This is a genomic window from Kutzneria sp. NPDC052558 (genome assembly GCF_044547355.1).
Taxonomy (GTDB): domain Bacteria; phylum Actinomycetota; class Actinomycetes; order Mycobacteriales; family Pseudonocardiaceae; genus Kutzneria.
This window is the reverse complement of sequence record NZ_JBIUAG010000004.1, coordinates 207,389-228,942: the sequence shown is the minus strand read 5'-3', so window position 1 is coordinate 228,942 and position 21,554 is coordinate 207,389. Positions and strand designations below refer to the sequence as shown.

At 70.1% G+C, this 21,554-nt stretch carries 17 protein-coding genes and 1 pseudogene; 7 read left to right on the top strand and 11 right to left on the bottom strand.

Going from position 1 to position 21,554, the window contains the following annotated elements; translation table 11 throughout:
• Nucleotides 1-187: 187 nt before the first annotated feature.
• The 4 genes and pseudogenes from ACIG5F_RS09910 to ACIG5F_RS09895 form a co-directional block, all read left to right on the top strand.
• Nucleotides 188-2,011 (top strand): methylmalonyl-CoA mutase family protein, encoded by a 1,824-nt coding sequence (locus ACIG5F_RS09910; RefSeq protein WP_396517095.1) that lies wholly within the window; start codon nucleotides 188-190, stop codon nucleotides 2,009-2,011.
• Nucleotides 2,008-4,194: a methylmalonyl-CoA mutase gene (gene scpA / locus ACIG5F_RS09905; RefSeq protein WP_396517094.1), complete on the top strand. Its 2,187-nt coding sequence runs from the start codon at nucleotides 2,008-2,010 to the stop codon at nucleotides 4,192-4,194. The genes ACIG5F_RS09910 and scpA overlap by 4 nt, the downstream gene beginning before the upstream one ends.
• Nucleotides 4,184-5,170, top strand: a complete 987-nt coding sequence (gene meaB, locus ACIG5F_RS09900; RefSeq protein ID WP_396517093.1) for a methylmalonyl Co-A mutase-associated GTPase MeaB — start codon at nucleotides 4,184-4,186, stop codon at nucleotides 5,168-5,170. The genes scpA and meaB overlap by 11 nt, the downstream gene beginning before the upstream one ends.
• A 186-nt stretch (nucleotides 5,171-5,356) precedes the next feature.
• Nucleotides 5,357-5,685: pseudogene (locus ACIG5F_RS09895) on the top strand (hypothetical protein); the annotation flags it as partial.
• Between the two features lie 129 nt (nucleotides 5,686-5,814).
• Here the strand turns inward: ACIG5F_RS09895 and ACIG5F_RS09890 are convergent.
• Entirely contained in the window at nucleotides 5,815-7,971 is a 2,157-nt protein-coding gene (locus ACIG5F_RS09890; RefSeq protein WP_396517092.1) for an NACHT domain-containing protein, read from the bottom strand.
• Nucleotides 7,972-8,582: 611 nt separating this feature from the next.
• On the opposite strand from ACIG5F_RS09890, the gene ACIG5F_RS09885 reads away from it, so the two are divergent.
• Nucleotides 8,583-9,482 (top strand): SDR family NAD(P)-dependent oxidoreductase, encoded by a 900-nt coding sequence (locus tag ACIG5F_RS09885; RefSeq protein WP_396517091.1) that lies wholly within the window; start codon nucleotides 8,583-8,585, stop codon nucleotides 9,480-9,482.
• On the opposite strand, the gene ACIG5F_RS09880 is transcribed toward ACIG5F_RS09885, so the two are convergent.
• From ACIG5F_RS09880 to ACIG5F_RS09835, 10 genes are all read right to left on the bottom strand, one after another.
• Nucleotides 9,456-10,163 (bottom strand): class I SAM-dependent methyltransferase, encoded by a 708-nt coding sequence (locus tag ACIG5F_RS09880; protein ID WP_396517090.1) that lies wholly within the window; start codon nucleotides 10,161-10,163, stop codon nucleotides 9,456-9,458. The two genes, ACIG5F_RS09885 and ACIG5F_RS09880, sit on opposite strands and share 27 nt — an antisense overlap.
• 33 nt (nucleotides 10,164-10,196) lie before the next feature.
• Nucleotides 10,197-11,513, bottom strand: coding sequence for an aldehyde dehydrogenase family protein (locus ACIG5F_RS09875; RefSeq protein ID WP_396517089.1), 1,317 nt, complete (start codon nucleotides 11,511-11,513; stop codon nucleotides 10,197-10,199).
• Between the two features lie 74 nt (nucleotides 11,514-11,587).
• Entirely contained in the window at nucleotides 11,588-13,051 is a 1,464-nt protein-coding gene (locus ACIG5F_RS09870) for a CoA transferase (protein WP_396517088.1), read from the bottom strand.
• 12 nt (nucleotides 13,052-13,063) lie between these two features.
• Complete coding sequence (locus ACIG5F_RS09865; RefSeq protein ID WP_396517087.1) at nucleotides 13,064-13,966, bottom strand: PfkB family carbohydrate kinase; 903 nt, start codon at nucleotides 13,964-13,966, stop codon at nucleotides 13,064-13,066.
• Nucleotides 13,967-14,039: 73 nt separating this feature from the next.
• Nucleotides 14,040-14,969, bottom strand: coding sequence for an ADP-ribosylglycohydrolase family protein (locus ACIG5F_RS09860; RefSeq protein WP_396517355.1), 930 nt, complete (start codon nucleotides 14,967-14,969; stop codon nucleotides 14,040-14,042).
• A 50-nt stretch (nucleotides 14,970-15,019) separates the two neighbouring features.
• Nucleotides 15,020-15,721 (bottom strand): GntR family transcriptional regulator, encoded by a 702-nt coding sequence (locus ACIG5F_RS09855; RefSeq protein WP_396517086.1) that lies wholly within the window; start codon nucleotides 15,719-15,721, stop codon nucleotides 15,020-15,022.
• Nucleotides 15,709-16,242, bottom strand: a complete 534-nt coding sequence (locus ACIG5F_RS09850) for a cysteine hydrolase family protein (protein WP_396517085.1) — start codon at nucleotides 16,240-16,242, stop codon at nucleotides 15,709-15,711. The genes ACIG5F_RS09855 and ACIG5F_RS09850 overlap by 13 nt, the downstream gene beginning before the upstream one ends.
• The gene (locus tag ACIG5F_RS09845; RefSeq protein WP_396517084.1) at nucleotides 16,239-17,687 is read right to left on the bottom strand and encodes a purine-cytosine permease family protein; all 1,449 of its coding nucleotides are present in this window, start codon (nucleotides 17,685-17,687) and stop codon (nucleotides 16,239-16,241) included. The genes ACIG5F_RS09850 and ACIG5F_RS09845 overlap by 4 nt, the downstream gene beginning before the upstream one ends.
• Nucleotides 17,688-17,943: 256 nt before the next feature.
• Nucleotides 17,944-18,876, bottom strand: coding sequence for an alpha/beta hydrolase (locus tag ACIG5F_RS09840; protein WP_396517083.1), 933 nt, complete (start codon nucleotides 18,874-18,876; stop codon nucleotides 17,944-17,946).
• A gap of 82 nt (nucleotides 18,877-18,958) precedes the next feature.
• The gene (locus tag ACIG5F_RS09835; protein ID WP_396517082.1) at nucleotides 18,959-19,816 is read right to left on the bottom strand and encodes an NAD-dependent epimerase/dehydratase family protein; all 858 of its coding nucleotides are present in this window, start codon (nucleotides 19,814-19,816) and stop codon (nucleotides 18,959-18,961) included.
• 83 nt (nucleotides 19,817-19,899) lie between these two features.
• Between ACIG5F_RS09835 and ACIG5F_RS09830 the strand changes: the two genes are divergently transcribed.
• Together ACIG5F_RS09830 and ACIG5F_RS09825 are read left to right on the top strand one after the other, a co-directional pair.
• The gene (locus ACIG5F_RS09830) at nucleotides 19,900-20,472 is read left to right on the top strand and encodes a TetR/AcrR family transcriptional regulator (protein WP_396517081.1); all 573 of its coding nucleotides are present in this window, start codon (nucleotides 19,900-19,902) and stop codon (nucleotides 20,470-20,472) included.
• A complete protein-coding gene (locus ACIG5F_RS09825; protein WP_396517080.1) occupies nucleotides 20,469-21,479 on the top strand; it encodes a helix-turn-helix domain-containing protein in 1,011 nt (336 codons plus the stop codon). Before ACIG5F_RS09830 ends, ACIG5F_RS09825 begins: the two co-directional genes overlap by 4 nt.
• Nucleotides 21,480-21,554 lie beyond the last annotated feature (75 nt).

Here is a 21,554-nt window from a genome sequence, read left to right as displayed (position 1 = left end):
CCCGCTCAGCGGCACACCGAATGCAGGTTTGAGGCAGAACCTGGACCCGGTGCGATTTCTGCCGGAAACCTACATTCGGTGTGTCCGAGAGCGGGACTCGCCGGGGTTCTTGACCGAACCAGTTGAATCACTAGAGCGACTCAGTTCACAAGCTGGGGTTTAGGCCGGTCCCCTACCATCAGTTCGCATGACGACGCCGTCCAAAACCGGACCGGCGGAACTGCCGCTCGCCGGCGAGTTCCCACAGGTGGACCGCGCGCAGTGGCGCCGGTCGGTGGAGGCAGTGCTGCGCAAGTCGGGGGTGCTGGCCGAGGGCCAGCACCACGACTCCCCGGAGGACCTGCTCGCCACCACCACCTATGACGGAATCACCATCAGCCCGCTGTACACCGCCGAGGACGAGGCCCCGGCCGCCGGATTCCCGGGCATCGCCCCGTACGTGCGCGGCGGCAGCCCGCAGGGCTCGGCGGCCGGCGGCTGGGACGTCCGGCAGCGGCACGCCGACCCGGACGCCTCGCTGACCAACCGCGAGGTGCTGGCCGACCTGGAGTGCGGGGCCGGCTCGGTGTGGCTGGCGCTGGGCGACGGCGGGATCCCCATAGACCAGCTCGGCGACGCCCTCAACGGCGTGTACCTGGACCTGGCCGGTGTCGTGCTGGACGCGGGCGCGCAGTTCGCGGCCGCCGCCGATGCGTATTTCGAGGTGCTGGACGTGCAGCCGAGCGCCGCGATCGGCAACCTCGGCATCGACCCGCTCGGCGTGCACGCCCGCACCGGCGCGGCCCCCGATCTGGACGCGGCCGCCGAGCTGGCGGTGCGCACGGTGCGCACCCACCCCAAGTTGCAGGCGATCGTCGTCGACGCCCTGCCGTATCACGACGCGGGCGGCAGCGACGCCGAGGAGTTGGGCTGCTCCATCGCCGCCGGCGTGACCTACCTGCGGGCCCTGACCGCCGCCGGCCTTGACGCCGCCACCGCCGCCCAGCTGATGGAATTCCGTTACGCCGCAACGGCCGACCAGTTCATGACCATCGCCAAGCTGCGCGCCGCGCGCCGGCTGTGGACCCGGGTCACGCAGGTCAGCGGCTCGCCCGCTGCCCAACGGCAGCACGCCGTGACGTCCTCGGCGATGCTGACGCAGCGGGACCCGTGGGTGAACATGCTGCGCACCACCCTGGCCTGCTTCGCCGCCGGCGCCGGCGGCGCCGACGCGGTGACCGTGCAGTCCTTCGACGCCGCGATCGGCCTGCCGGACCCGTTCTCCCGGCGTATCGCCCGCAACACCCAGGCGCTGCTGCTGGAGGAGTCGCACCTGGGGCAGGTCATCGACCCGGCCGGCGGCTCGTGGTACGTGGAGCGGCTGACCGACGAGCTGGCCAGGGCCGGTTGGGCCTGGTTCCAGGAGATCGAGCGGGCCGGCGGCGTCGTCGAGGCGTTTCCCCTTGTGCGGGAACGACTTGAGCAGACCTGGCGGCAGCGCTCGGAGAACATCGCGCACCGCAAGGACGCCCTGACCGGCGTGTCGGAGTTCCCCAACCTGGCCGAGAAGCCGGTGCGGCGCAGGCCGTTGCCGCCGGTCGCGACCGGCGGCCTGCCGCGGGTCCGCTACGCGCAGGCGTTTGAGGAGCTGCGGGACCGCTCGGACGCGCAGCTGGCCCAGACCGGCGCCCGGCCGTCGGTCTACCTGGCCACGATCGGCCCGGTCGCCGTCCACACCGGACGGTCGACGTTCGCGGCGAACCTGTTCAACGCCGGCGGTTTCGAGACGCCCGTCGGCTCCGTCGAGGACTTCCCCGGCGGCGTCGCCTGCGTGTGCTCGTCCGACAAGCTGTACGCCGACCAGGCCGCCGACGCGGTCGCCGCGCTGCGCAAGGCCGGCGCGAAGCACGTGTTCCTGGCCGGCAGCGCCAAGAAGTGGGCCGACACCGGCGCGGACGCGTTCATCTTCGTCGGCTGTGACGCGCTTTCGGTGCTGCACACGACTTATCGTGAGCTGGAGGGGACGAAATGATCCCGAACTTCGCCGACGTGCCGCTCGGCGAGCCGGAGGCCGCGGGCGGCGCCGACGACTGGCGCAAGGCGCTGCACGAGGCCACCGGCAAGGACACCGACGCGCTGGTGTGGGAGTCCCCCGAGGGCATCGGCGTCAAGCCGCTCTACACCGCCGAAGACCTTGCGGGCCTGGACTTCCTCAACACCTATCCGGGCGTCGCGCCGTTCCTGCGCGGGCCGTACCCGACGATGTACGTCAACCAGCCGTGGACCATCCGGCAGTACGCCGGCTTCTCCACCGCCGAGGAGTCCAACGCCTTCTACCGGCGCAACCTGGCCGCCGGCCAGAAGGGCCTGTCGGTGGCGTTCGACCTGGCCACCCACCGCGGCTACGACAGCGACCACCCCCGGGTGGCCGGCGACGTGGGCATGGCCGGCGTGGCCATCGACTCGATCTACGACATGCGGCAGCTGTTCGACGGCATCCCGCTGGACCGCATGAGCGTGTCGATGACCATGAACGGCGCGGTGCTTCCGGTGCTGGCGCTGTACATCGTGGCCGCCGAGGAGCAGGGGGTGGCGCCCGAGCAGCTGGCCGGGACCATCCAGAACGACATCCTCAAGGAGTTCATGGTCCGCAACACCTACATCTACCCGCCGCAGCCGTCGATGCGGATCATCTCCGACATCTTCGCGTTCACCTCGCAGCGGATGCCCAAGTACAACTCGATCTCCATCTCCGGCTACCACATCCAGGAGGCCGGCGCGACCGCCGACCTGGAGCTGGCCTACACCCTGGCCGACGGCGTGGAGTACCTGCGGGCCGGCGTCGGCGCGGGGCTGGACATCGACACGTTCGCGCCGCGGCTGTCGTTCTTCTGGGCCATCGGCATGAACTTCTTCATGGAAGTGGCCAAGCTGCGGGCGGCCCGGCTGCTGTGGGCCAAGCTGGTCAAGGGCTTCAACCCGGCCAGCCCCAAGTCCCTGTCGCTGCGCACGCACTCGCAGACCTCCGGCTGGTCGCTGACCGCGCAGGACGTCTACAACAACGTGGCCCGCACCTGCGTCGAGGCCATGGGCGCGACCCAGGGGCACACGCAGTCCTTGCACACCAACGCGTTGGACGAGGCGCTGGCCCTGCCCACCGACTTCTCGGCCCGCATCGCCCGCAACACCCAGCTTGTGCTGCAACAGGAATCCGGCACCACGCGGGTGATCGACCCGTGGGGCGGCAGCGCCTACGTGGAGCGGCTGACCTACGACCTGGCCCGGCAGGCCTGGGCCCACATCGCCGAGGTCGAGCAGGCCGGCGGCATGGCCAAGGCCATCGACGCCGGCATTCCCAAGCTGCGCGTGGAGGAGGCGGCGGCCCGCACCCAGGCCCGCATCGACTCCGGCCGGCAGCCGGTGATCGGCGTCAACAAGTACCGGCTGGACGCCGAGGAGCAGATCGAGGTCCTCAAGGTCGACAACCAGGGCGTGCGGGCCCAGCAGATCGAGAAGCTGCGCCGGCTGCGCGAGGAGCGGGACGAGCAGTCCACACAGGACGCGCTGGCCGCGCTCACCCGGGCCGCCGGCGGCGACGGCAACCTGTTGGAGCTGGCCGTGAACGCCGCCAGGGCCAAGGCCACCGTCGGCGAGATCTCCGACGCGCTGGAGAAGGTGTACGGGCGGCACGCCGGGCAGATCCGTACCATCTCCGGCGTGTACCGCGACGAGGCCGGGACCGGCGGCAACGTGTCCGAGGTGCTGGCGCGGGTCGCCGAGTTCGAGTCCGAGGAGGGCCGGCGGCCGCGCATCCTGGTGGCCAAGATGGGCCAGGACGGGCACGACCGGGGGCAGAAGGTGATCGCCACCGCCTTCGCCGACCTCGGCTTCGACGTCGACGTGGGTCCCCTGTTCCAGACGCCGGCGGAGGTGGCGCGGCAGGCCGTGGAGGCCGACGTGCACATCGTCGGCGTCTCCTCGCTGGCCGCGGGTCACCTGACCCTCGTGCCGGCGCTGCGGCAGGAGCTGGACGCCCTGGACCGGGAGGACATCATGATCGTGGTCGGCGGCGTCATCCCGCCGGCCGACTTCGCCGAGCTGCACGAGGCCGGCGCGGTCGCGATCTTCCCGCCCGGCACCGTGATCGCCGATGCCGCCATGGGCCTGCTGGACCGGCTGGCCGAGCAGTTGGACCACGCCGCCGATGGCTCGTAAGCCCATCGACGTCAAGGAGTACGCCAAGGGCGTGCTCGACGGCTCGCGCACCACGCTGGCCCGGGCCATCACCCTGGTGGAGTCGACCAAGCCCGCGCACCGGGAGCTGGCGCAGCAGCTGCTGGTGGAGCTGCTGCCCCATGCCGGCGGCGCGCACCGGGTCGGCATCACCGGGGTGCCCGGGGCCGGCAAGTCCACGTTCATCGAAGGCCTCGGCACCCAGCTCACCGAGGCCGGCCACCGGGTCGCCGTGCTGGCCGTGGACCCGTCGTCCAGCAAGACCGGCGGCAGCATCCTCGGCGACAAGACCCGCATGGCCAGGCTGTCCGTCGACGACCGGGCCTTCGTCCGCCCGTCGCCGACGTCGGGGACCCTGGGCGGGGTGGCCCGGGCCACCCGCGAGTCCATCGTCCTGGTCGAAGCCGCCGGCTACGACGTCGTGCTGGTGGAGACCGTCGGCGTCGGCCAGTCCGAGATCGCCGTCGCCAACATGGTCGACTGCTTCCTCCTGCTGGCCCTGGCCCGCACCGGAGATCAGCTCCAGGGCATCAAGAAGGGCGTGCTGGAGCTCGCCGACGTCGTCGCCGTCAACAAGGCCGACGGCCCCCACGAGGCCGACGCCCGCAAGGCCGCCCGGGAGTTGACCGGCGCGATGCGCCTGCTGCGCGGGCCCGCCGCGGCGCCGAAGGTGTTGACGTGCAGCGGTCTCACCGGCGGCGGGCTCGACGTCGTCTGGGAGACGGTCCGGGCGCACCGGACCGGGCTGGAGTCCTCGGGTGAGCTGACTCGCCGCCGCCGGCAGCAGCAGGTCGACTGGACCTGGTCCATGGTCCACGACCAGCTGCTGGCCTCGCTGCACGGGGATCCGGCGGTGCGGGCCCTGGCGCCCGACCTGGAGCGGCGGGTCCGGGACGGGGAGCTGACCGCGACGCTGGCCGCCGAGCGGATCCTCCAGGCTTTCCGTGGGCAGGCCTAGTGCTGCAACGGCACTTGGTTGATGCGTAGTGGATCATTAGCAACGAGGCGGTTGATCTCGTTGTGGCGGAGTTGGACCGGGTGCATGAGCGGATAGCTGACCGGTTCACCTGATCCGAACCCCGCGCCCGGGTGCGGGAGTACGTGTCCGGCCTGGTCGCGAGTCTGAAACGTAAGAACGAGTGGACCTGGCCGTACACACCGGCGGGGCGTGTCCTACTACGCCTGCCACGGGCCACGCCGGTCGACGGCGATGGACCTGGCCTGGGTCGCCGGAGCCCGTTGGCATGTCGAGGAGTGATTCCCACAGGCCAAGAACGAGGCGGGGCACGGGTCACTACCAGGTCCGGTCCTGGCGGGCGTGGTATGCCGCATCACCTTGTCCATCTGACGCTGGCTTGGCTGGCCTTGGCCAGAGCCGTTGCCACAAAAGGGGAACCGGCCGATGGCTCAGACATGATCAGTAACACGTTACCGGAGATTCTCCGGTTGTTGATCAGCCTGGTGCACCGATAGGTGCCCGATCCCGCGCACGTCTAGTCTTGGTCAGCCTGGCGCCGCCAGCGGCAGCACAAGGCCAGACTCAGTTATTACCGCCAACGAGGCCAACCACTCACCTGAGTGCCGCCGCAGCATTGGGCGTGCTCAGCCATTCAAACGGCAGCGGTCAGCAAGAGAACGTCGGCGGCGTTCTCGATAAGCAGCAGCAAGCCGCCCTTGAAGTCGAGCGTGACGAAACTGATAGACAGCCCCACTCCGGCGCAACACGCCCCGTTTATAGGCATTCTCCAAGAAAGCAATCGACGACCACGGCAGGCGACCCATTAATGGCGACCAAAAGCGGGAAAACGCGAGCCACTGCCCCCATGGCGTGAGAAGCCCGAACCCCAGACCAATCATCAGCCCAACCACGAGCCCACCAGCAATTCCGCTCACAAGTCCGATCACCAAAAGCACGAATACCGTCGAGGTTCGATTTATTTCCAGCAAGTCAACCGGACTGACTGCCGTTTTTATATCGAGCGGCATCACCAATCCGGTGACAAACCAGACGGCGAAACCAAAAGTTGACCCGCCGATCAGTCCGTTATTGGGCCCGAAGCCAATCCAGATCATAACACCAAAGAGAATCCCGCTTATCACTCCACTAAGCAACCCGAAGACAAACTGAGGACGCGTCTTCCTGCTGGTTCCGAGTATTTTCAGCCGCAGACTAGACGGCTCGGGACCCACTGCGGGAAACGCGCCCAGCAGTTCTACGGCAAGCACGCCAGAGACAATTACCGCAGTGACGACGGAGGGCTCGAACCTGAACCCCAGAATAATGCCTCCGAGAATTCCGGCCATGATTACGGCGACACTCACAAGCGCAAACACGAATAGTCGCATAAACCTCGAAAAAGTGTCCCGCAGCTGCCACCAGGCAAGGTCCCGCGTGCCGAGCCTCTCCAGACAATGAGCCAGATAGCCAAGCCAGTGCTCGGCACGCTCGGGCTGCCAACGCATACTCCGAGATCCACTCGACTGGCTCAACCGAACATGAATCTGATAGTCGTAGACTGTAGGGACAAACATATCAAGAAGATGACCCTCGATCGCTTCGGGACTGTCGAAACTCTCAACATCAAGCAGGGTCATAGGATCATTTTCGACAGTATCGCTATAGATCGTACGCGCCAGCGTCACCATCAACGGGGTTCGCAGGACGGCAGCAAGATTAATACTTGCACTATCACGCGGATTGTCCCGAAGCTTAGCCAGGACCGGGTCCCAGATGGTCGATCCGCCGACACCGCTCGGCGCGACCTTGCGAGTGGTCCGCGGCAAGTAGTTGGCCAGGTCGACCAGATCGAGATCAGCCAGCTCGATAGCCGCAGCCGAGGTCAGCACATCCGCACCCGCAACGGCCTCGACATATTCATCACGACGACTGGTGATCAGCAGTGGCAAGACGGTTGCGTTGAGAGCCCTCAGCGCAGCACGGTGCAACCCTGCGGCAACCTCGTCGAATCCGTCGAGAACCGGCAGGATACGGCCGGACTCAACCAGCGTAGCGGCCAATTCTGATCCGTCCGGCCCAACCGAGACAAGACCAGGATAGTCGCGCTTCAAACGATCGATCAACCAGTCACGTAGTGATGTAGTGGTCGGATTCCACCCACCAATACTGAAGATCACCGGCACCGGATCACTTCCGACGCGGGCATCCAGCAGATCCAAAACAAACCGCAAGGCCAAGATCGTCTTCCCGGAGCCTGCCCGCCCAAGCACCACCAAACGACCGGACGGTATACGCCGGTAGACGTCCACAACCTCGTCCAGAAAGCCCGTAAGGTGAAGCGGCTCCACATCGACACCGGCTGGAGCACGACCAATGTTCGCCCAGTGATCCGTCAGCGTTTCAGGAGCCAAATGCCATCGAACCGGCAATGGAAAAGGGTCCTGCACCTGACGCTGCTCCTCCTCTCTGCGCCACCGAGCACCGACCGCTTGCGCCAGAATATCAACAACCTCGGATAGTGAATCCTCAGACGGCACACTCGAATGAGCAATCAACGTCACTGGGCCATCAATTTTTCCAGCCTGAACCACCGCCCCGCGCACAACGCCTCGCATCGCATTGCGAGTCGAGTACCCATGACCTTCTCTCTCACGAGCTCGCCTACGGAGCAGCTCAACGACACCGACGCTCAGCGCCAATCCGATAGCCGCAATCCACAACCATGACGTTTCCATCACCCCCGCATCGTTTGCCACTTCCGCTACGACCAGGGCAACACCAGCCAGGTACCACCACTTCACGGCAGGCCTCCGTCACCGATCAGTACCGACGTTCGAAGCCAGCTACCAGCCAGACGTCGACCATCCAGTGCGCCTGTGCACTCGTTGCCAGCGTCCGCCCCAAGACTCCCCCTCGTCGCCGGTAGGCACCGATCACGCCCCGCAGTATGACGTTGACACTCCAAGTATCGCCCATCAGGCTTCTTTTTCCAATACCTGACGAGCAGGTACATTACAGGCTGTGCCCAGGTTCGGAAGTGCGGGTATTGAGTTGAACATCGACCCGACCAGAGCGAGAGATCCAGCCACATGCACACCCGAATCCTTGCATGAGCGTGTTGTTGCTACCCTTTTACACTGCCCCAGAGTAGTTATCCGCCCATCACCAGCAAGCCACCCTATCGGCGAGAAATGCAGGAATGAGACAGGGCCGCCAACGGCAGGTAGAAAGCTAGAGATCGGGCCTGTCGCCGCCGACCGCACCGACACGCCTCGGCTTGACGCGCCGGTTCCAGGTCGAGAACCCGCGGTCCGTGTCCACATGGCGGGCAGGGCATCCCCTTGCAAGCGGAACCAGTTCCGGTTACCTTCGAGAGGGTAACCGGAACTGATTCCGCTCAGGGGCGACAAGCATGATCACCACACCGTTCGGCGCGTCCAGCACGGCCGCCGAGGTTCTGGCCGGCGTCGATCTCACCGGGAAGCGGGCCGTCGTCACCGGCGGCGCGTCCGGCATCGGCCGCGAGACGGCCCGGGTGCTGGCGGGGGCCGGCGCCGAGGTCGTCATCGGGGTCCGCGACCTGGCCGCCGCCGAGCCGGTCGCGGCCGAGATCGGGGCCACCGCCGCCGCCCTGGACCTGGCCGACCAGGCCTCGGTCCGGGCCTTCGTCACGGCCTGGCGGGGCCCGCTGCACATCCTGGTCCTCAACGCCGGTGTGATGGCCACCCCGCTGGGGCGGACGAAAGAGGGCTGGGAACTCCAGTTCGCCACCAACCACCTGGGCCACTTCGCCCTGGCCACGGGACTGCGGGACCGGATGGGCGACGGGGCGAGGGTGGTGGCGGTGAGTTCGGTCGGCCACATCAACGGGGACGTGATCTGGGACGACCCGAACTTCGAGCGGCGGCCCTACGACCCCTGGCAGGCCTACTCGCAGTCGAAGACGGCCAACATCCTGTTCGCGGTGGAGGCGGCCCGGCGGTGGCCGGGAATCGCGGTCAACGCGCTCAACCCGGGAAGGATCACCAGCACCAACCTGGGGCGGCACATCGGGGACATCGGCAACAGCCCGAGCTCGTTCGACGCGAAGAGCACCGACGTGTCGTGGAAGACGATCGAGCAAGGGGCGGCGACCTCGGTGTTGCTGGCCGGCTCGCCGCTGGTGGAAGGGGTGACGGGCACGTACTTCGAGGACTGCGCCGAAGCCGGCCCGCACCGGCCCGGGGTGAGGCGGGGCATCGCGGACTACGCCCGAGACCCGGAACACGCGGCCCGGCTCTGGCAGCTATCGGTCGGGCTTGTGCAGCACTGAGATGATCTCCGGGCTGGTGGCCGACAGCGGCGCACGGTCCCAATCGCCGTGCTGGGCCTGGACAATCAGGCCGGAACGGGTGATCAAGGCGCGGAGGTGGTCGGGCGAGACGAAGCGGAGTCGGCCGGGGTCGGCGCGGCGCCAGGTGGGGGCGACGATGTGCTCGACGACGTCCACGACGTCGCCGGAGATGGGCTGCACGTCGTAGGAGACCTGGACGGAGTCGCCCTGCCACGGGAAGGAAAAGGCGGCGCAGCGCCAGCGTTCCCATTCGCGGGCAAGGGGATTGCGGGTCTCGAAGACGAAGCGGCCGCCGGGGCGGAGGGCGTCAAACACGCCGCACAGGGTGGACAGGACGGCGTCGTCGGTGAGCAGGCACTGGAAGGCATGACCGGTCATGACGGCGAGATCGAAGCCGGACAGGGACACGGTGGACATGTCACCGAGAAGCCAGTCGACGTCGGAGAAAGCCTTGGCCTGGGAAAGCATGTCGGGGTCCGGATCGACGCCGACAAGCCGGCCCCGGTGGCCGGCGGAGCGAGCCCGGGAAAGCAGGGTGCCGGTGCCGCAGCCGACGTCGAGCACCGACGGGGAAGCCAGCACGAGATCGAGGTAGAACCGGTCGGAAGAATGACCGGTCCACGGGTTCATGGCGTTGTAGAGCTCGGCAGCCTCGGGCACGGACCCGAGGCTGCCGGACCCCACAAGCGAATATCAGGACAAGGGCTGGTCCAGCACGGCCTTGAGGTTGCTGAAGGTGTCGATGGAGTACTTGCCGTGGTAGCGGCCCATGCCGCTCTCGCCGACGCCGCCGAACGGCAGCGTGGGCACCGAGATGTGCAGCACGGGAAGGCCGAAGCCGACCGCGCCGGAGGAGGTCTCGGTGAGGATGCGCTCGCGGACGGCCTCGGACTCGGTGAAGGCGTAGAGGGCCAGCGGCTTGTCGCGGCCGGTGATGAAGGCGATGGCGGCGTCGACGTCGGGCACCGAGATGATCGGCAGGATGGGCCCGAAGATCTCCTCGCCCATGACCGGCGAGTCGGGGGCGACGTCGGCCAGCACGGTGGGGGCGATGTACTTGCTGTCGCGGTCGGTCTGCCCGCCGACGACGACGCGGCCGCTGGGCAGCAGGCCGCTGAGGCGGTCGAAGTGGCGCTCGTTGACGATGCGGCCGTAGACCGGGCTGTCGGCGGGCTGGTCGCCGAAGCGGGCCCGCACGGCCTCGGCCAGGGCGGACTCGAGCTTGCCGCCGATGTCGCCGACGGCCAGCACGAAGTCGGGGGCGACGCAGGTCTGCCCGGCGTTGAGGAACTTGGTGCGCACGAGGCGTTCGGCGACGACGGCGGGGTCGACGTCGGAGTCGACGATCACCGGGCTCTTGCCGCCCAGTTCGAGGGTGACGGGAGTGAGGTGCTTGGCCGCGGCGGTCATCACGATCCGGCCGACGATGCCGTTGCCGGTGTAGAAGATGTGGTCGAACTGCTGCTCCAGCAGCGCGGTGGTCTCAGGGATCGCGCCCTCCACCACGGCGACGCCCTCGGGGTCCAGGTACTGCGGGACGAAGCGGGCGATCGCGGCGGTGGTGGCGGGGGCCAGCTCGCTCGGCTTGACCACGGCGGCGTTGCCGGCGGCCAGGGTGCCGACCAGCGGAGCCAGGGCTAGGTGCAGCGGGTAGTTCCACGGCCCGATGATCAGCACGAGGCCGAGCGGCTCCCGCACCACGGCGCCGTGCCCGGGCCGCAAATTGGCCGGCAGCTCGGCGGACTCGGGCGCGGTCCACGCCTCCAGGTTCTCCAGCGTGTGGTCGATCTCGCGGCGGATGAAGTCGATCTCGGTGCGGCGGGCCTCGTCGCCGTTCTTGTGCAGGTCGGCCCACAGCGCGTCGGCGAACGCGTCCTCCTGCTCGGTCAGCATGGCCCGCAGCGCGCCGAGCTGCTCGCGCCGCCACGACAACGGCTTGGTGCGCCCGGTCCGGAACGCGGCGCGCAGCCGGTCGACGACAGCCGGGATCTCCGAGAGGACATCGGTCATGGCGCGAGCCTAGCTCGGAACCCGACCGCCGAACATGCCCCTGCCCCGGGATTCGATGGAACTCACCTGTTCGGTCAGAGCCACTCCGGGCGGGACGAGCCGCGGGGCACGAGCGGCACCGCGTAGCGGCCGGGGGTCAGCGACATCCGGACCTGCTCGGTGACGCCCTGGTACCGGCCCAGCGGGGTGTCCACAGTGAACGTCTCCGGGTCCAGATACCGGTGCTCCTCAACGGATCCGGCGATCTCGGCGGCGTAGCCCTGGTCGAACACGCCCATGCTCAAGATCCACAGAGCGGCCCTGGTCAGGGACACGTGGACCCGGTAGCTGCCGCCATCGACGGCCCGGCGGGCCAGCGCCTCGGCCGCCCCCGCGGCCATCAGCCAGGAGACGATGTAGTCGTTCACAACAAGAATCGGCGGCAGCTTGGGGCCAGTGGCGTCGCCCTCCAGGTTCATCATGCCGACCAGGCTGCCGGCGGTCTGGTCGAAGCCGACCCGGCCGGCCCACGGCCCGTGCTGGCCGTTCAGCGACGCGGTGACGTGCACGATGCCCGGCCGGACGGCCGCCGCCTGCTCGGCCGAGACGCCGATCTGCTCCAGGTAGCCGGGCCGCCGGTTGGCGTAGAACACGTCCGCGCCGCGCAGAAGACCAGTGATCACCTCAGCGTCGGTGCGCGGGTCGATGGTGGCCGACCGGGCCCCGACATTGGCGGTGATGTAGGTGACGTCGTGCTCCAACTCGTTGGTGCGCCACAGGTTCAGCACGTCCGCGCCGTGCAGGGCGAGCGCCCGGCCGGCCCCGGCCCCGGCGATGACGTGGCCCATGCCCAGCGCGCGGATGCCCGACAGCGGCAGCTCCACGCCGCCGGGCAGCGGCTCCGGGTCGGAGTCGGCGATCTTGGTGATCTCGATCAGCGGCAGGTCCTCGATGCCGGTGTGCTCGGCCAGGAACTCCTCGGTCGAGCGCAGCATCGGCAGCACGACGCCGGCCTCGACGGCCGCGGCCTCCAGCTCGCGCGCGTCCCACTTGGACACCGCCTGGGCCACCCGCTCCGGGTCGTCCGGCACGTCCAGCAGCTTCTGGGCGGCCACCTTGATCTTCGGGTACGGGTTGAGCGGCATCACCCAGCGGTCGTCGGCGGTGCGGTAGAAGCCGAAGGCGAAGGCGTTGGTGGGGTTGGCGGCCGAGATCGGGATGTGGCCGTTGAGCGTCTCCCACTTGCGGTCGTAGAACGGGCACAGCCGGTGCGGCGTCACCCGCAGGTCCACGGAGATGTCCTGGCCCTCGCCGCCGCGCAGCCGCCACAGCTTGGCCATCGCGGCCGACTTGGCGACCAGGGCGATGCCGGCCGCGCCGCCCAGCCGCAGCGTGCTGGGCACCACCGGGTCGGCGCCGACGAAGGTGATGTCGCCGCCGGTGTCGGCCGGGCTCATCCCGATGCCGGCCAGCAGCCCGGCCAGCTCGGCGTGCGGGTCGAACGCGTCGGTGGTCAGCGGGTTCGCGACCGCGGCGGCCACCTTCTCAGACAGCGACATATCCCCAGGCTCCTAGTCGCGCAGCAGCGTCGTTACCTCGTCGATGGTAGGGCCAGTGGCCGGGCCCCGTCGGGTGACGGAGATCGCTGCCGCCGCGTTGGCCCGCCGCGCCGCCGCCAGCGGGGACAGCCCGGCGGCCAGGGCGGCGATGAACGCCCCGGCGTGCGCGTCGCCGGCCCCGTTGGTGTCCACGACCCGGGCCGGGAAACCGGGAACCGTGGCCACGCCGTCGGCCGTCGCGATCACGCAGCCGTCGGCCCCGATGCGCACCATGGCGTTGCGGCGGCGCAGCGATTGGGCCGCTTCGACCGGATCGTCCGAACCGGTCAGCAGGGTGGCCTCGCGCTCGTTGCAGCTGATCCAGTCGGCCCGGTCCAGCACGGGTTTCAGCACGTCGTCGGGGATCTCGGCCGCCAGCGGCCCGGGGTCGAGCACGACGGTGACGCCCGAGTCCACTGTGGACAGCCAGGAGCTGACCGCCGGGCCGTTCACCGGCAGCGCCAGGCCGTAGCCGGAGACATAGACGAAGTCGTCCGCGAACAGCCGGATCCGGCGCAGGTCGTCGGGCCGCAGTTGGCCCTCCGCGCCGAAGGTGGTGGCGAACGTGCGCTCTCCCTCGGCGTCGACCAGGGCCACCGTGACGCCAGTGTCCATTGTGGACAACAGCGGCTGGAGCACGTCGATCCGCTCCTGCGCCAAGCGTTTGCGGGCCAGGTCGCCGAACGGGCCCACGCCGTGCATGCCGCCGTAGGCCGAGGACAGGCCCTGCCGGACAGCCGAGGTGAGCACGTTGAACCCGCCGCCCACCTCGGTGCCGCCGGCCGAGGCCAGCACGTCGCCGCCCCGCTCGGGCAGATGCGGCACGTACATGACGATGTCGACGATCACCTGTCCGACATGCACCAAGCGACTCACTGCCGCACCTCGCTAGCGCTCGGTGTCCGCGTTCGCGGACGCGCTGCGTTGAACGATTCGCTCGCAAGCTCGCTCATGGACGCAATGCCACCAGGTCCTCGGTCAGCTCGGCCAGCGGCAGGTCGTTGACCGCGTGGATGGTGCGCACCGCCTCGTCCGGAAAAGCGTCGTCGCCGTGGCAGGCGCCGGCGATCGCCCCGGCCATCGCGCCGATAGTGTCGCAGTCGCCGCCGAGCGATGCGGCGAGCAGGCAGGCCTGCCACGGATCGTCGGGATGCACGGCCAGCACGGCGAAAGTCGCCGGCACCGACTCCTGGGTGGCCACGCTGGTGCCGACCAGACGGTAGATGGTGTCGGCGGCCTCGCCCGGGGCCATGCCCTCGACGAGCTCGCTGGCCCAGGCCAGCCGCGTGCCGACGTCGCCGGCAGCGATCCAGTTGCCCCGGCCGGCGGCCAGCCGGGCCGCCTCGGCCGCGACCTTGGTCGCCTCGCGGATGTTCGCCCCGGCGATGCCGGCGCTCACCGCCGCCGCCACCGCGGCCGCCCCGGCCAGGGCGACGCCGGTGTTGTGGGTGACCCAGCTCGCCTCGACGACACTGTCCACAAGGGACTTGAGGTCGTCCGCCGGGCACGCGATGCCGACCGGGGTGATGCGCATCGCGGCGCCGTTGGTGGTGCCGAACCGGCCGGCCCGCTCCAGGCTCTCGCCGGCCGCCACCGCGCTGACGGCGGCCTTGGTGGACGGACCGAGCAGGTCCAGCGAACCCCGTCGGCGCATGTCCTCTTCCCACGCCAGCAGATCCGCCGCCAACTGGTGCGGGTCGACCCGGCCGTGGCCGGCGACCAGCAGCCGGGCCAGCAGCACCGCCTGCTCGGTGTCGTCGGTGATCGAGCCGGCGGCCATGCCCGGCGCGATCGGCTGGTCGGCCGGGCCGGGCTCGAAGCCGGTGAGCACGCCGTAGCGGGCCTGGATGGCCTCGCGCGGCATGGACTGGGTGGGCATGCCCAGGGCGTCGCCGATGGCCAGGCCGGTGAACGCGGCCAGGGCGCGGCTCACTCGGCCCCGCCGAACTTCAGGTGCAGCCGGAACCGGTCGGGATCGAGCAGGCTCTCCGTGTGCTCCACGAAGCGGCCATCGCGGTCCCGGCACAATCGTCGGGCGCGCAGGAAACGCTCCCCCGGCGCGCGTCCGAGCACGGCCGCCTCCAGCTCGCTGATCCGCCCCAACTCGACCCACTCCTCCCCCTGTTCCGGCAGCAGCCCCTCGGCCCGCAACACGTCGTAGAGCGATCCGTCCAAACCGGACTCTGGCAGCGCGGCCATCCGGCCGACGGCCTCGACCCTGGTGCACTCGAAGGAGATCGCCGGTCCGTCCACAATGGAGCGGACCCGGTCGATCGCGACGAACTCGGGCTCGACGCCGAAGCGCTCGGCCATCTCCCCGTCGGTCACCCGCTCCAGCCGGATGACCTCGACCCTGGTGTGCACGCCCTGCTGGGCCAGGGCGCGGGTCCAGCCGATGCGGTCGTCCAGCGGGCGGTCGTCGAAGGTGACGAAGGAGCCCTTGCCGGAGTGGGTGGCGATCAGGCCGCGGCTGCCCAGCTCGGCCAGCGCCTGCCGGATCGTGTTGCGGCTGACCGCGAACCGGCTGGCCAGCACGTGCTCGCCGGGCAGCCGGGCGCCGCGCGGCAGCCGGCCGCGGCGGATCTCCCTGGCCAGTTCGTCGGCGATCTGCTCGTACTTCAGGCGCAGCACGACAGCACCTCGTCCATGGTCTTGACCTCGATGTGCGGGCTGAAGCCGCGGGCGATGTCCAGCGCGCGCTCGTGGGCCTCGTCGGTCATGCCGGCGCAGGCGTCGGCCACGATCCAGGTCACCTGGCCCGCGTCGGCCGCCGCCAGCGCCGTGGACAGCACGCAGCAGTCGGTCGCCACCCCGGCCAGCACCAGCACGTCGGACCGGCCGACCCGCTTGGCCAGCTTGGGGCCCCACTTGCCGAAGGTGGTCTCGTCCACTGTGGACCCCTCGAACCCGTCGACCAGTTGGTAGAGCTGGGACTGCGGGGGCTTCAGCGCGAACGGCCAGCGCCGGTAGTACAGCCGCCACGCGCCTAACGGCTTGGCCGGCGCCACGAATCGCGTGAACGTGACGTCCCGGAAGGCGGCCACCAGCTTGCCCACCGGGGCCAGGATGTCGGCGAAGCCGGGCGTGAACCAGTCGCTGGCCGGGTCGGCGAACACGTTCTGCATGTCGATCACCGCGAGATGGGCCTTCATGCCGCCACCAGCTCCTGGGAGCGCACCCGCGACCGCTGGGTGAGCCAGGTGCCGGCGAACCCGATCACCAGCGCCGCCAGCACGCCCAGGTTGGCGTCGGCCCACGCGCCCTCCCGGCCGCCGAGGCCGATCGGGTCGAGCAGGTATCCCTGCCAGGACAACCAGCTGGCGTAGGTGTTGGTGACCAGGCCCCAACCGACCACGGTGGACACCAGGACCAGGCTCACGGCCACCCAGTTCACGCTGCCGTAGCGGCCCTTCGGGTCGTACAGGTCGGCCTCGGAGTAGCCGCCGCGGCGGCCGGCGATGTCGGCCAGCATCACGCCGCACCAGGCGGCGATGGGCGTGCCGAGGGTGATCAGGAAGCCCTGGAACGGGCCGAGGAAGTTGTCGGCGAAGAAGGCCACGTAGATCGTGCCGAGCACGATGACCACGCCGTCGATCAGCGCCGCCGCGAAGCGCGGGGTCTTCAGGCCGGCGGCCAGCAGGGCCAGGCCCGAGGAGTAGATGTTCAGCACGCAGCCGCCGACCAGGCCCAGCACCGCCACGATCACGAACGGCACCAGGTACCAGGTGGGCAGGATGCTGGCCAGCGCGCCCACCGGGTCCTCGGCGACGGCCTTGTTCAGGTCGGGCGAGGAGCCGGCCAGCAGCAGGCCGGCGATCAGCAGCACCACCGGGGCCAGCGCCGAGCCGAACGTGGTCCAGCCGATCACCGCTCGGCTGGAGGCGGTGCGCGGCAGGTAGCGGGAGTAGTCCGCCGCCGCGTTGACCCAGCCCAGGCCGAAGCCGGTCATCAGGAACACCAGCGCGCCGACCACGCTGGCCGCCGAGCCGCCGGGGATGGCCGAGACCTTGGCCCAGTCGATGTGCGGGATGACAAAGGCGATGAACACCACCGTGAGCACCGCCGTGACGATGGTGATCACCGTCTGCATGCGCATGATCAGGTCGAAGCCCATCACGCCGCCGCCGACCGTCAGCAGCAGCACCACCGCGAGCGCCACGATCTTGACCACCGGGCCGCCGCCCCAGCCGAGCTGGGTGAACACCGTGGCCGTGGCCAGGGTGGCCAGCACCGTCAGCACCGTCTCCCAGCCGACCGTGAGCACCCAGGAGATCGCCGTGGCCAGCCAGTTGCCGCGCACCCCGAAGGCCGCCCGGCTCAGGATCATCGTCGGGGCCGAGCCGCGCTTGCCGGCCACCGCGACGAAGCCGCAGAGCAGGAAGGAGAACACGATGCCGATGGCGGCGGCGATCGCCGCCTGCCAGAACGAGATGCCGAAGGCCAGCGTGAACGAGCCGTAGCTCAGGCCCAACACCGAGACGTTGGCCGCGAACCAGGGCCAGAACAGCTGTCTCGGCGTCCCCTTGCGCTGGTCGTCGCCGATCACGTTGATGCCGTTGGCCTCCACCTGGAGGGCAGCCGAGTCCGCACCGGGCATTTCGGGTGACTCCTTGATCCTGTCCAGACCTGTCCAGTGACGCGGACCATACGCCCCCTCCCACCCCCCAGCAACCAGCCCCCCGCCCCCACCCCCGCCCCCCGCCTCCGAAACCGGTTCCGCCGCTTGGAAGGGGGCTTTCCTACACTCCGAGTGTAGGAAAGCCCCCTTCCAAGCGGCGTCTGCTGCGGGCGCGCCTGGCGTGTCGCCGGGGAAGGGAGCCCCCTGGACAGCGGGGTCCAGGGGGCGCGGGCCGTCAGGCGGTGAGGCCGCGGCGGATGGCCTCGATGCGCTCGGCGGCCATGCGCTGGCTGATCCCGGCGGCACGGATCATGGTGGAGCCGTGGAAGGTGCCGGGGAAGTGGTGCAGCTCGGTGGGCACGCCGGCCTGGATGAGACGGTGGGCGTAGAGCAGGCCCTCGTCGCGCAGCGGGTCGAACTCGCACACGGAGACGTAGGCCGGCGGCAGGCCGGTCAGGTCCTCGGCGCGGGCCGACGCGGCGTACTGGTCGGCCGGCTGGCCGCCCAGGTAGTACTTCCAGCTGAGGATGGCGTTGGGCCGGTGCCACAGCGGGGTGTCCACGAACTGGACCATGGACGGCGTCTCGAGTCGGTCGTCGAGCTCGGGAATGCCGAGGTACTGGAACTTGACCGCGGGGCCGCCGCGGTCGCGGGCCAGCAGCGCGAGCCCGGCGGTGAGGCCGCCGCCGGCGCTGTCGCCGCCGATGCCGATGCGCTCGGGGTCGACGCCGAGCTCGGACGCCTTGGCGGCGGTCCACTCCAGCGCGGCGTAGCAGTCCTCCAGCGGACCGGGGTACGGGGTCTCGGGGGCCAGCCGGTAGTCGACGGAGACCACGACGGCCCCGATCTTGTCGGCGATCTCCAGGCTGCCGCCGGCGTCCTGGTCGAGGTTGCCGATGGCGAAGCCGCCGCCGTGAATGGAGACGAAGGCGGGCCGCGGGGCCGGGACGGAGGTCGGCGTGTAGACGCGCACCCGGACCTCGGGCGCGCCGGCCGGGCCGGGGATCAGCTTCTCCTCGACGGTGACCGGGTTTTCCGGCTCGTACACCGGCATCTGGTCGCGCATCGACGTCATCCGCTCGCGCAGGGCCTGCACGTCGGTGAAGTCCACGCCCTCGGGCAGCATGCTCAGCCAGGGGAGCAGTTCGGGATCGATGGCGTATGTCATGACACCAAGACTGCCCGCGCCGGCGGGACTTCCCCACCCGACAACTGTCGCCGGATCGGTGTCCGAGCCCGCCAACTGGCTGTCAGAGGTAGGTGGCGAGGTCGGCGATCAGCCCGGGGTGGACCGGATCCCAGCCGAGCAGGGCCCGCGTCTCGGCGTTGGGCATGGCGATGTCCATCTGGATGAACGGGAACTCCCGGAAGTGCTCGACCGGCACGCTCTCGGCGGCGATCCCCAGCCGCCTTCCGATGGCCTCGGCGATCTCCCGCACGGCAATACCCTCTTCAGCGGCGGCGATCAGCTGCGCCCCGGCCGGGGCCTTGTCCAGGGCCAGCGCGAACAGGCGGCCGACGTCGAGGGTGTGGGCGGCGGGCCAGCGGTTGGCGCCGTCGCCGACGTAGCCGGAGACGCCGGTGCGGCGGGCGATCTCGATCAGCCGGGGCAGGAAGCCGTGCCGGTCCTTGGCGCTGTGCGTGACCGGCGGGACCGCGACCAGGATGGACCGCACGTCTCGCTGGGTGAGGCCGACGACCGTGCTGGCGACGGCCGAGCGCGGGTTGGCGGTGATCGCCGCGTCGCGCTCCGGGTCGCCGGTGGGGGCGACGCCGACGCCGATGAAGGTCTTGCCGGTGCCGGCCAGTGCGTCGCCGAAGGCCCGCACCACGGCGTGATCGGCGTTGGTGGCCTCGACGAACGCCGTCGGGGCGATGTCGGAGTGGTCGAACGCCAGGTGGATGACGGCGTCCACGCCGGCGGCGGCGCGGCGCAGGCCGTCCAGGTCCCCGAGGTCGCCGCGCAGCGCCTCCGCCCCCAGCGCCCGGACGGCCTCGGCCGAGGTCTCGGACCGGGCCAGGCCGACGGCGTCGTGGCCGGCCCGGCGGAGTTCGGGCAGGACCGCCGAGCCGATGTGGCCGCTCGCGCCCGTGACAAGAACACGCATGACGGGATCTCCTCAGTGATGTGACTTGGTACCGTCACCGTAGCAGAAGTGACGTTACCAAGTCACATCACTAGGCTGGGCCCATGGCTCGATGGGAACCGAACGCGCGGGAGCGGCTGGTGCGGGCTGCCCTCGACCTGTTCGCCGAGCAGGGCTACGACAACACCGCGGTGGCCCAGATCGCCGAGCGCGCCGGGCTGACCAAGACGACCTTCTTCCGGCACTTCCCCGACAAGCGGGAAGTCCTGTTCGCCGGCCAGGAGACGCACGCCCAGCTGCTGGCCGACGGCATCGCCGCCGCCCCGGCCGAGGCCACGCCGCTGGAGGCCGTCGCCGCCGCCCTCGACGCCGCCACGGCCAGCTTCCGCCCCTTCCAACGCGAGTTCGGCCCCCGGCTGCTCACCGTCGTGGCCAGCACCGCCGAGCTGCGGGAGCGGGCCGCGTTCAAGCACGCCGGCCTGGCCGCCGCCATGGCCGCGGCGCTGCGCGAACGCGGCGTCCCCGAGCCGACCGCCGGCCTCGCCGCCGAACTCGGCGTCCGCGCCTTCGACGCCGCCTACGCCCGCTGGGTCGACGCGACCGCCGGGTCGACGTTCCCGGAACTGGCCCGACAGAGCCTGGACGAACTGCGCACCGCGCTAATCTCGTTGACATGAAAGGCCTGTTGCTACGGCTGTCCGCGCTCGACGCCGACGCGGCCAGCGCGGTGCGGGTGATCAGCTTCTTCGACACCCTGGTGGCCCAGCACGCCGGCCTGGAACGGCTGGTGGCCAGCACGGCCGAGCTGGCCGAGTGCCCGGTCGGGCTGAGTGTGCCGGAGACCGGGGTGTGGCTGCGCGCCGACGAGGACGGCCGGTCGCTGGCCGAGGCCCCGCCGCCGGCGGCGAGCCGGCAGCTGGAGGGCGGCGGCCGGGTGTGGCTGGAGCGGGCCGGGCAGCCGCTGCCGCTGGACGAGATCGTGCTGGAGCGGTTCGCGATCGCGGCGGCGGTGCTGCTGGGCGAGACCAGGGCCCGACTGTCCGGTTTGGACGATCCGGCGCTGGTGGAGCTGGCGGTCAGCGCCTCGGCCGGCGACGCCGAGCGGTCGAGGGCCTTGCACCTGCTGGGTTTCTCCCCGCTCACGCCGATCCGTGTGCTGGCGGTCAAGGACGGTCCGCTGCCCGAGCCGCCGGGCCCGCAGGCGGCGATCGGCGACCGGCACGCGGTGCTGGCCCCGGCCGAGGCGATCGTCCCGGACGGACACACGATCGGCATCGGCCCCGCGGTGCCGGCGATGCGCGCCCAGCAGTCGTGGCAGGCGGCGCGGACCGCCGTCCGACTCACCACTCCCGGCGTGGTCGACGCCGTCACCTGGGACCAGTTGGGGGCGCTCGGCCCGCTGGCGTCGCGGATCCGGCCCGAGGAGATCGACGAGATCGACGACGTGCGGGCGCTGGACCGGCTGGCCGAGGAGCCCGGCGGCCGGGAGACCCTGGACGTGCTGACGGCGGTGGTCGTCACCGACTCGGTGCGCAAGGCCGCGACCCTGATCCACCGGCACCACAGCTCGATGGCCGGCCGGCTGGCCCGGGCCGGGGCGGCGCTGGGCTTCGACGTGAGCTCGCCGTCCGGCCGGTTCCGGCTGACGCTCGCCCTGGGATTGCGGCGGCTCCGTGACTCCTGATCACCGGTTCGGGGGTACACAAGGGACGATCGGCTCCACCACGTGATCAACTTTGGGCTCTTCGGGTTAAGCCGC